The 10,758-nt window shown below is 55.5% G+C and carries 11 protein-coding genes; 5 read left to right on the top strand and 6 right to left on the bottom strand.

Annotation, left to right across the window (positions count from 1 at the left end):
• Positions 1-313, top strand: a 313-nt coding sequence (locus QZ766_RS14350; protein ID WP_297203053.1) for a CopD family protein, incomplete at its 5' end; no start/stop codon positions are given.
• Positions 314-325: 12 nt separating this feature from the next.
• On the top strand, positions 326-667 hold the full coding sequence (locus tag QZ766_RS14345) for a YebY family protein (protein WP_297203052.1): 342 nt from the start codon (positions 326-328) through the stop codon (positions 665-667).
• 690 nt (positions 668-1,357) lie between these two features.
• On the opposite strand, the gene QZ766_RS14340 is transcribed toward QZ766_RS14345, so the two are convergent.
• The 6 genes from QZ766_RS14340 to yebS form a co-directional block, all read right to left on the bottom strand.
• Positions 1,358-1,501 carry an Ecr family regulatory small membrane protein gene (locus tag QZ766_RS14340; protein WP_297203051.1) on the bottom strand — a complete coding sequence of 48 codons (144 nt, stop codon included), beginning with the start codon at positions 1,499-1,501 and terminating at the stop codon, positions 1,358-1,360.
• 91 nt (positions 1,502-1,592) lie between these two features.
• A complete protein-coding gene (locus QZ766_RS14335) occupies positions 1,593-1,784 on the bottom strand; it encodes a YebW family protein (protein ID WP_297203050.1) in 192 nt (63 codons plus the stop codon).
• A gap of 92 nt (positions 1,785-1,876) precedes the next feature.
• Positions 1,877-2,116 carry a YebV family protein gene (locus QZ766_RS14330; RefSeq protein ID WP_297203049.1) on the bottom strand — a complete coding sequence of 80 codons (240 nt, stop codon included), beginning with the start codon at positions 2,114-2,116 and terminating at the stop codon, positions 1,877-1,879.
• Between the two features lie 121 nt (positions 2,117-2,237).
• Complete coding sequence (gene rsmF / locus QZ766_RS14325) at positions 2,238-3,653, bottom strand: 16S rRNA (cytosine(1407)-C(5))-methyltransferase RsmF (RefSeq protein WP_297203048.1); 1,416 nt, start codon at positions 3,651-3,653, stop codon at positions 2,238-2,240.
• Positions 3,654-3,742: 89 nt separating this feature from the next.
• Entirely contained in the window at positions 3,743-6,382 is a 2,640-nt protein-coding gene (locus QZ766_RS14320) for a PqiB family protein (protein WP_297203047.1), read from the bottom strand.
• Complete coding sequence (gene yebS, locus QZ766_RS14315) at positions 6,351-7,634, bottom strand: membrane integrity lipid transport subunit YebS (protein ID WP_297203046.1); 1,284 nt, start codon at positions 7,632-7,634, stop codon at positions 6,351-6,353. Before yebS ends, QZ766_RS14320 begins: the two co-directional genes overlap by 32 nt.
• 144 nt (positions 7,635-7,778) lie before the next feature.
• On the opposite strand from yebS, the gene QZ766_RS14310 reads away from it, so the two are divergent.
• The 3 genes from QZ766_RS14310 to prc form a co-directional block, all read left to right on the top strand.
• Positions 7,779-8,276: a GAF domain-containing protein gene (locus QZ766_RS14310; protein ID WP_297203045.1), complete on the top strand. Its 498-nt coding sequence runs from the start codon at positions 7,779-7,781 to the stop codon at positions 8,274-8,276.
• A gap of 97 nt (positions 8,277-8,373) precedes the next feature.
• Positions 8,374-9,069: an RNA chaperone ProQ gene (gene proQ, locus QZ766_RS14305; protein ID WP_297203044.1), complete on the top strand. Its 696-nt coding sequence runs from the start codon at positions 8,374-8,376 to the stop codon at positions 9,067-9,069.
• Between the two features lie 19 nt (positions 9,070-9,088).
• A partial coding sequence (gene prc, locus QZ766_RS14300; protein WP_297203043.1) for a carboxy terminal-processing peptidase occupies positions 9,089-10,758 on the top strand: 1,670 nt, incomplete at its 3' end.

Raw genomic sequence — 10,758 nt, 5'->3', positions numbered from 1 at the left:
GATGATGCGTTTTTCGCGCTACGGACATGCTGCTGTCGCGGGCGTTATTATCAGCGGGGTAGGCAACACGCTGCTTATTCAGGGAGACCTGATCGGCACCTCGAACTGGGGAAAGGCGCTTTTATTTAAAAGTGCGCTGGTGGCGCTGATGGTAGTCATCGCCCTGATAAACAGGTATGTTCTGGTACCGAGGCTGGCGGCGGGCGGGCAGCGTATTGAACGGCTGTTCGTTCGCACCACGCAGGCGGAAATAGCTATTGGTGCCCTGGTTCTGGCGACGGTAAGCCTGTTCGCCACCTGGGAGCCATTCTGACTAACTGGCTTAATGATGAAAAAATATATTCTAAGTTTTCTTTTATTCACGGCTTCGGCGTCCGCGCTGGCCGCACCGCAGATTATCACCGTAAGTCGTTTTGAAGTTGGCAAGGAGAGCTGGGCGTTCAATCGCGAAGAAGTGATGCTCACCTGCCGGCCGGGCAACGCCCTGTACGTTATCAACCCTTCAACGCTGGTCCAGTATCCGCTCAACGATGTTGCCGAGCAGGAAGTTAAAGCGGGTAAAACCACTGCGCAGCCAATCTCCATCATTCAGATTGACGATCCGCAGCATGCTGGTAAGAAAATGAGCCTGGCGCCGTTTATTGCCCGCGCGCAAAAGCTGTGCTGAGTTAAAGCGTTACGTAAATTCAGCGTATAAAAAAACCGCAGAGGCTGCATAAATAGCCTCTGCGGTTTTTCTTTTTATGCCGTCTGGCTTGCGGTTTTTTTGCAATCCCTTTTCCCGGATACTGGAAAACCTGCCACGGTCAACTATTCTTAGAAGGCAAGGCGATCGAGCCTTCATCAATGCCAACTTTTAGCGCACGGCTCTCTCCCAAGAGCCATTTCCCTGGACCGAATACAGGACTCGTATTCGGTCTTTTTTTATTATACCCGTTATACTTCAAGCTGCTTGTGCGTCAGTCACGCACGACTCAAATTGTGGGCATAAAGCGATCTGACGCATTCGCATCTCTGAATGCCGATCGTTTTTGTTATACCACAGCAAAATAGCGTTTAACATTTGTTTTAGTAAAAAGTGCATTCGGATGCCTTATGGCGAGCGGCGCAGGGATAAAGGCTGCAGTTCAGTAATGTTCGATAGTATTTAAGCAGTAGACTCATGCCAATAATTCGCAGTCAATACGTCAACAATAACCACTTTAATATTGTGTTGATTGCATGCTTCTATTTTCTATTACAGAGGCGATAGCACAGTATGATATACGATATATCCTAACCCCGTCGTGATTGACCTCTGCAATATTAATATTGTTGCGGGGAATAATGCCCGTTTAATGAAGGGTTTTATGTGGGATTACCGCGGAGAGTTGATTTCAGGGTAGAGCAGCGTTTCACAATAGCTAACAAATTCCCAGATGGCGCCGCTGAAGATGAACCAGATGCCAAAGCCGATAATCAGCACTAACAGGACTATCAGGGCAATTTCCGTTTTACTCATTATCCCGCTCGATTGATTAATCATTTCAACAATGCCAAAAACGATCATAACCAAAGCGGGCAGCGGGGCGCAAAACCGATTGTGCTATTGCTCAGAAATCGCTGAACTCCTGAGCGGGGTGCCAGAAAGAATCGATATAATCTTCAACAGGATAGCAGCCGCCGTAGCGCAGCCGCTGCACATCCATTGCCCTGACGCACTGCGCCTCCGTACGATAGACGTCAAGAACCACATCTTCGCAGCCGCCGTCGAGATAGCAGATAAACAAAACGAGAGCGAACATCTCTTCCTCAATCCTTAAAGCCTGAGAAGAGTGTAGGAGAAAAGCGGCGGGGCGGGAATAAATAACCCGCCTTTGGGCGGGTTCCTTTTGAGTCAGGCGAGGCGCATGACCCAGGCATCGGACTGGCGATCGTAGTGTTTACAGTAAAGAACCGATTGTTTTCCATTAAGGAAGGCGGGAACGCTGGTATCAATGTCCCAGCCGTCCAGCTGCATGCAAAGATCCGGGTCTGACTTACAGGGGATGATTAACGTTCGCTCCCCTTCCTGCTCGCTGTGCAGCTCGGCGTCGTCAATTTCGAAGGCGCCGATGCGTACGCTGGTTTTGGCCATAGTGCTCTCCATTATCCGCATCAATGTGGTACGACCAGTTGGTCGTCACACTTTCATCGTAGATAAAACGGCGGGCATTACCAGTCCAAAGATGTTTATTATTTGAACTCCGTCACGTCTTTTAGTTAAATAATTTGCCGTCGCGTACCAGCTCCCGCGGATAGCTATTTTTAATACGGGAGCCCACTTTTTTCGCCAGCCCCAGCGGATAGCCCTGAAAGGTGACAATCACTTCATCCCGGACGGGCGGCTCGTCAGGCCACAGGTCGCGGCCGCGATACCACTCTTCCGCCTCGGCCTTACTCAGCTCAAAGGCAAAGCGGGGATTGAGCGGCAGCGCGACGACGGCTTCATGCTGCCAGCGATAGCCTTTGTTGAAGCTCTCGGCGAGCCGTATGCCAATCCGCGAGAAGCGTACCTTCCCAGCCAGTGCGCCGGCGGCCTCAGGAAACAGCCAGATCTCTTTATCGCGCTGCCACAGCTGCAGCTCGTCGCTCCACTCCAGTCCGACGGCGGCGGCGGCCTGCGTAATCGCCGCCGCGTCCCGGCCTTTAACCGGCGTAAATGGAAACTTGCCGACTTTGTAACCCGGAGCCGGCAGCGCGGGGACCGAAGCCGTTTTGCGCAGGCGCGCGACAAAGAACCCTTCGCAGTCGTAAATCTGCGGGAAAACGTGCAGAAAGCCTTCCGGCGTCAGGGCGGCATCGGCGCCGTTAAACAGTCCGCCTAGCGAAACGACCTCGACCGCCTGGGGGAAAGCTTCCAGCAGCTGCGCGACAATCGCCTCATTTTCTTCCCGGTTGAGCGTGCAGGTAGAATAAACCAGCGTGCCACCCGGACGCAGCGCGTGGAACGCGCTCTCCATCAGGGCCTGCTGGGTCAGGGCAATCTCGTGGTTGCTTTCCGGTGACCAGTTTTTCAGCGCGTCCGGATCTTTGCGCACTACGCCTTCCCCGGAGCAGGGTGCATCAAGAAGAATCGCGTCGAAGGTTTCCGGCAGGGCGGGGCCGAATACCCGACCGTCGAAATGAGTCAGCGCCACGTTGCTGACGCCGCAGCGGCTGATGTTGGCGTGCAGGACTTTCACCCGGCTGGCGGAGAATTCGTTGGCGAGGATCAGCCCTGCATTGCCCATACGCGCTGCGATCTGGGTGGTTTTCGAGCCCGGCGCAGCAGCAACGTCCATGACCAGCCGGGGCCTGGTATCGTCAGCGAACAGCGCGCTTACCGGCAGCATTGAGCTGGCTTCCTGAATGTAAAACAGGCCGCTGAGGTGCTCGGCGGTGCTGCCGAGCGGCAGCAGTTCGTCGTCGTCGCGTTCGATCCAGAAGCCCTCCTCGCACCACGGGATTGGCGTCAGCCGCCAGCCGTAGGGCGCAACCAGCTTTAAGAAATCCGCGGTGGTAATTTTAAGCGTGTTGACGCGGATGCTGCGGCGCAGCGGGCGCTGGCAGGCGGCGACAAACTCGTCAAAAGAGAGATGAGGCGGCAGGGCCTCGCGCATCAGGTCAAGAAAAGCATCGGGAAGGTAAGCCACGAAACGTACCACGATCGAAAAAAAGTGGCGCGCAGTTTACCACAGCGACACCACTTTCTAATACAGGCAGCCACAGCGGTTGCCAGGCGCTAGCGCGGCAGGGCGGTACCCCAGGTGCGCCACTCTTTCGGTTCCGCATCCTCCAGCAGGAAATGCTTGCCTTCCTGCGCTTTTGGCGCCAGCGGCGTTCCCGGCGGCGTTGCAAAGGCAATACCGCCGCGAATGAACTGATTAAAGGTGCCGGTTTTCACCACGCCGCCGATAATCCCGAAGTCCAGCGAATAGCCCGAGGCCAGCCAGAAAATGGAGTTATTGCGCACCAGGTGCTGGTAGCGCTGGCTGATGCGCAGGGCCACCATCACGCGATCTGACAGGGAGCCGAGCTGCAGTCCGGTTACCGTACCCACTTCAATGCCACGGAACAGCACCGGCGTGCCGATGCTCAGGGAGCCGGCTTCCGGCGCTTCTACCACAATATTCAGGCCGTCCACGTAACGTGAATCGGTGATGGTGGCTTCCTGCAGCTCGAAGTCGCGTCGCGGTGCGCCTTTTCGTCCCTGCTCTACGTTAATGTAGGGCTGTAAAAGGGTATCCAGATGCTCGACGCCAGCTGCTGAGATTTGCGGCGTAACCACCGAAAAGCGCGTCCCGGCCCGGGCGAAGGTATTGACATATTCCGGATAAAGCACGGCTTTGGCCTGCACCTCGTTGCGGTTGGTGATCAGTTCCAGGCTCTGGATCTGGCCGATATCAATACCGAGGTAACGGATCGGCATACCTGCACCCAGCTTGCCGGCGTCAAAAGCGTGAAGAGTAATCTGGCCGCCGACCGCGCGGGCGGCAGTTTCGGAAGCATACAGAAAACGCTTATCGCCCTTGCTTTTGCCTGCTCCGGCGCCGCTCAGGGTATCAAAACTGATAGCACCCTTTAGCGCCCGGGAAAGCGGGGAGGCCTGTACCGTCAGCCCGGCACCGTTCAGCTGCACTTTAGCACCACCCTCGGCCCAGAATACGCTGTCAGGCTTCAGCAAATCGCGATACTCCGGCTTGATATGAAGATCGATATCGAAGGCGTTAGCGCGCGGCCGGACGGTGATCACCTCGCCAACCTCAAACTTGCGGTACAGCACAACCGAACCGGCCTGCACGTCAGGCAGAGAGTTTGCGGTAAGGGTAAGGGTAGTGGTTGGCAGATCGCTGATGCTGTTTTCCAGCGCCTTTTCAAGGTTGGCGTACAGCGGATATTCCGGCTTCATTGCGCCGCTTTTGCCCGGCAATATACGAATACCGCCGCTGATCCATTCGCTGGCGCTGGCGCCGAGGAACTCGATGCCGTCGAGGCCCACTTTGACATCAACCCGGCTATTAACCACAAATTTACTGTCGCCGTGCAGCAGCTCGCGATACTGCGGGTCCACCGCGGCGGAGAAGGTAACCCCTTTGGCGGACAGTTTGCGCTCAAGCACCTGGCCTACTTTGATTCCGTGCAAAATAATTGGCTGCCCGGCATCGACGCCGTAAGAGTCCGGAGCGGTGAGGGTAAAGGTAATAACGCCCGGCTCCTGCAGCAGGGTTTTATCCGCCGGCAAGACCACGAAATGATCGCGCGGTTCGCCATCCCCCGGGATCAGCTCGAGGGTGCTGCCGGTCAGCAGCGAGCTGAGGTTGGCATTATCCAGCGAAATTTTGGGATTGCGCAGCTCAATGCGGGTGTTCTCGCGCATCAGGCTGACGACGCTCGGATCGACAGTCATTTCACCGGTCACCGCACCGCCGGGATTGAGATTAAGTTTGCTCAGTTCGCCCACTTCCAGGCCCTGATACATCAGGGCGGTGGAGCCGGCTTTTAGCCCGGCGCCGCCGGGTAAATCAAGCTTGACGATAACGCCGCGCTGGCTGTGGGCCAGATCTTCATACAAGCCAAACTCGTCATTTTGGTCGGCTGGCTTTGAGTCCGCGGGGGAGTCAAATGCAATCGCGCCGTTAACCAGGGCCGCGAGGCTTTCGAGCTGCACTTTAGCGCCGCTCAGGCCAACGTCGGCCTTCACGCCGGAAACGTTCCAGAAGCGGCTGCCTTTTTTCACCAGATTAGTAAAGCGCCGCTCAATCAGCAGATCGACGGTAACGCCCCGACCGTTGGTATTGATCGAGTAGTCATAGACGCGACCGACCGGGATTTTACGGTAATAAACCAGCGATCCGCTGTTGAGCGATCCTAAATCTGGCGCCCGAAGATGTATCATCAGCTCGCCGTTATTGAGGTGAAAGCGCGGCTGAGTATCGAGGGCGGTGAAGTGATCCTCTTCCTTGCCCGTTTCCCCGGGCATCATGCCGATATAGTTGCCGCCAACCAGCGCATCAAGCCCGGAAACCCCCGCCAGCGACGCTTTAGGCGTGACCAGCCAGAACTGGGTGTCCTCACGCAGCGAGTCTTTCATGGTGTTCTTAATGCTGACCTTAACCTCGATTTTGTTCAGATTTTTTCCGAGGCTAATTTCCTGAACCGTACCGACCTCCACGCCCTGATAGCGAACTGGCGTGCGTCCGGCCACAATGCCGTCAGCTGACATAAAATCAATCGTGACCGTTGTGCCGCGATCCTGATAAGTCGTCCATATGAGCCACCCGGCAATCAGCAGCGCAATAATCGGCAGCAGCCAGAAAGGGGAGATTCGGCGTTTGGTTTTAATACGCGCTTCAGTCGGTATAGCGGGCGTTTCCTGACTCATGTGCATCCCAAAGTAAGCGGCTGTCCAGCCATTCAACAGCAAGAATAGTCAATATTACCGCCGAGCCGAAATAAAACGCGGCGGGTCCCATAGTAAAAGCAAGCAGCTGGTCGCGGTTGATAAGCGACATCGTCAGCGCCATGACAAACAGATCCAGCATCGACCAGCGGCCAATCCATTTCACGATACGCAGCAGCGCCATGCGCGCTTTCAGTCCGCGCTCGCACTTAAAATGAATCGAAATCAGCAGCGCCAGCAGTACCAGCACTTTGGTGAACGGCACCAGAATACTGGCGATAAAGACCACCGCCGCCACCGCAATATTGCTGCTGGCCAGCGACATTATCCCGGAAAGGATCGTATCGTCCTGGCGGGCACCGTTAACATACACCACGGAGATAGGCAGCAGGTTAGCCGGAAACAGAAAAATCAGTGAGGCTATCAGCGCCGCCCAGCTTTTTTGCAGGCTGTACGGCTGGCGGTGACGTAAAGGGATGTGGCAGCGCCGGCAGCGGCCGCGTGAATCGGCGAAACCGGTGTGGTGGCAACCAAGACAGATTTGCAGGCCGGGATCGGGCCTCAGGGCCGGGCGCTGGGGGTAAAATCGGTCCCAGAGCTGCTCGATGTTGAGATGAATCAGGGTTAAAATGCTGAGCACCACCAGCGAGACAAACGCCACCAGGCCGGTGCCGGGCTGGATATAGGCATAATCCTGCACTTTGATTGCGGCAACGCCTATTCCCACCAGATAAATATCCAGCATCACCCACTCTTTAAGTTTTTCCAGCATAATGAGCACCGGGCGCAGGTTCATACCCAGCGTATTGCCGAGCCAGAGATAGGCGATAGAGAGGACCAGAACCAGCGGTGCACCGACGGTACAAAACAGCACCATAGCGGCGGGGATCGGATCGCCCTGGTCTGTCATCTGCCAGATGCCCTGCAGCAGGCTGGCGTTAAGCCCCATGCCGAAGAGGTCGAGGTGCAGCAGCGGTTCGCTCCAGGCGAAAGGCATTAGCAGCAGCATGGCAATGGCCATTGCGCCCAGGCGCGTCAGCGACCAGTCGCGGCCGCTGCGAATTTTGGCATTGCAGCACGGGCAGCGGGCTATCTGATTGGATTTTACCTGCGGCAAGCAGAACAGCGTGTCACACTCCGGACAGCGGTGATAGCCCGTCATGGCGAGAGGCTTCCCGATAGCGTGAACGGTGATTTTTTTGCCAGGCGTTATTTGGGTCGCTCTTCGTGCCATTTATTCGTTTTTAAAATGATTGTATAACGCTATCGTAACATGAATGAAATCAACTTGAGCCTCGGCGCAATGAATGATTATTTTATTATACTTCGCGTCAACGTCCAGTAATGGGACAGGTTAGCACCACAAAGTGAACATAAAATGAACAAAACCGAGTTTTACGCGGATCTTAACCGCGACTTTCAGGCATTAATGGCAGGTGAAACCAGTTTTTTAGCCACGCTGGCCAATACCAGCGCGCTGCTTTTTGAGCGTCTTTCCGACGTTAACTGGGCGGGCTTTTATTTACTTGAGGATAATACGCTGGTGCTGGGGCCGTTCCAGGGTAAGATTGCCTGCGTGCGCATTCCTCTTGGCCGCGGCGTCTGCGGCACCGCCGCGTCAAAAAATGCGGTTCAGCGCGTGGATGACGTTCACGCCTTTGACGGGCACATCGCCTGTGATGCTGCCAGCAATGCCGAAATTGTTTTCCCTCTTGTCGTCAATGGGCACGTTATTGGCGTTCTCGATATCGACAGCACGGCGTATTCGCGCTTTAGTGCAGAGGATGAACAGGGCTTGCGCACGCTGGTCAATCAGCTCCAGTCCCTGCTTGAAGGCACCGACTATCACAAATTCTTTCAGCCTGTCGCAGGATAATCAACGGTTAACGTAGCATTTACCGATAGCGTCATTATAATGTCGCCTGTTCATGCCTGCGGAAAGTTGGCTACGTCCGTTGTAATCAGGAAATTTCATGGAAAATCAACCTAAGTTGAATAGCAGTAAAGAAGTTATCGCTTTTTTGGCCGAACGCTTTCCACACTGTTTTAGTGCTGAAGGCGAAGCGCGCCCGCTGAAAATTGGTATTTTTCAGGATCTGGTGGCTCGCGTTGAGGGTGAGATGAATCTCAGCAAAACTCAGCTGCGTTCTGCTCTGCGTCTTTATACTTCAAGCTGGCGCTATCTGTACGGCATCAAAGCGGGTGCGATCCGCGTCGATCTGGACGGCAACCCGTGCGGCGAACTGGATGAGCAGCACGTACAGCACGCTCGCCAGCAGCTGGAAGAGGCGAAAGCCCGCGTGCAGGCTCAGCGTGCCGAAGTACAGGCGAAGAAGCGTGAAGCCGCCGCTGCTGCCGGTGAACAGGAAGGCGCACCGCGCCGCGAGCGCAAGCCGCGTCCTCAGCCGCGCCGCAAGCCGGAAGAGGGCGATCGCAAGCCGCGTAGCGCAGCGAAACCGGCAGCGCCCAGAGCGCCACAGCCTGCGCGTGAGGAAAAACTCACTCCGGTCTCAGACGTATCCGTATTAACCGTTGGCCAGTCCCTGAAAGTTAAAGCGGGCAACAACGCAATGGATGCCACTGTAGTGGAAATCACCAAAGATGGCGTTCGTGTACAGCTGACTTCTGGTATGTCGATGATTGTACGCGCAGAACATCTGGCGTTCTGAAACGGAGGCCGGGCCAGGCATGAACAAATTATTTAAGGTCACCGCGCTCGCTGGCATGCTGCTCCTGGCAGGCCAGTCTTTCGCCGTTGATAAAATTACTAATATTACTGAGGCTTCGCAGATTCCCATTCTGAAAGAGGAGCCTCAGCATGCAACGGTGAGCGAGCGTGTGACGTCTCGCTTCACCCGTTCGCACTATCGCCAGTTCGATCTCGATAGCGCCTTTTCGGCGAAAATATTCGATCGCTATCTCAACCTGCTGGATTACAGCCACAATGTGCTGCTGGCGGATGATGTCGCTAAATATCAGGCACGCAAGTCGGAAGTGGGCGACGAACTGCGCAGCGGCAAACTTGACCTTTTCTACGATCTTTATAACCTGGCGCAGAAGCGCCGGTTCGAGCGCTATCAGTACGCGCTGAAAGTGCTTGAGCGTCCGATGGATTTTAACGGTAAAGATACGTTTAATCTGGATCGTCGCAAATCACCGTGGCCTAAAGACGAAGCCGAACTCAATAGCCTTTGGGACGGTAAAGTTAAGTACGACGAGCTGAGCCTGAAGCTGTCAGGTAAATCGGATAAAGAAATCCGCGATACGCTTCAGCGCCGCTACAAATTCGCTATTCGCCGCCTCGCGCAAACCAACAGTGAAGATGTCTTTTCGCTGGCGATGACCGCTTTTGCGCATGAAATTGACCCGCACACCAACTATCTCTCACCGCGCAACACCGAGCAGTTCAACACCGAAATGAGCCTCTCTCTTGAGGGCATCGGCGCGGTACTGCAGATGGATGATGACTACACCGTAATCAACTCGCTGGTGGCAGGTGGTCCTGCGGCCAAGAGTAAAGCCATTAGCGTTGGCGATCGCATCGTCGGCGTCGGCCAGCCCGGCAAATCTCCGGTAGACGTGATTGGCTGGCGTCTGGATGACGTGGTGGCGCTCATTAAAGGTCCGAAGGGCAGCAAGGTTCGCCTTGAGGTTCTCCCTGCCGGTAAGGGCACCAAGACTCGGATTGTTACCCTGACGCGCGAGCGTATCCGCCTTGAAGATCGCGCGGTGAAGATGTCGGTTAAAACCGTCGATGGTCAAAAAGTGGGCGTTCTGGACATACCTGGCTTCTACGTTGGGCTCACGGATGACGTGAAGGCCCAGCTGCAGAAGCTGGAGAAACAGAATGTTCGCAGCATCATTATCGACTTGCGCAGCAACGGCGGCGGAGCGCTGACTGAGGCAGTATCCCTGTCAGGCCTGTTTATTCCTTCCGGCCCGGTTGTTCAGGTGCGGGATAATAACGGCAAGGTGCGCGAAGACAGCGATACTGACGGCGTCGTTTATTATAAAGGCCCGCTGGTGGTGCTGGTTGACCGCTTCAGCGCTTCCGCGTCCGAGATTTTCGCCGCGGCGATGCAGGACTACGGCCGGGCGCTTATCGTTGGCGAGCCGACGTTTGGTAAAGGTACGGTGCAGCAGTATCGTTCCCTGAATCGTATCTACGATCAGATGCTGCGTCCGGACTGGCCTGCGCTGGGATCGGTGCAGTACACGATTCAGAAGTTCTACCGCATCAACGGCGGCAGCACCCAGCGCAAAGGCGTAACGCCGGATCTGCTGATGCCGACGGCCAGCGAAGATACTGAAACCGGTGAGAAGTATGAAGACAACGCGCTGCCGTGGGACAGCATCAA

The organism is uncultured Pluralibacter sp. (genome assembly GCF_913775985.1).
Lineage (GTDB): Bacteria > Pseudomonadota > Gammaproteobacteria > Enterobacterales > Enterobacteriaceae > Pluralibacter.
Note: the sequence above shows the minus strand (reverse complement) of the source record. Positions and strands in the feature narration are given on the sequence as shown.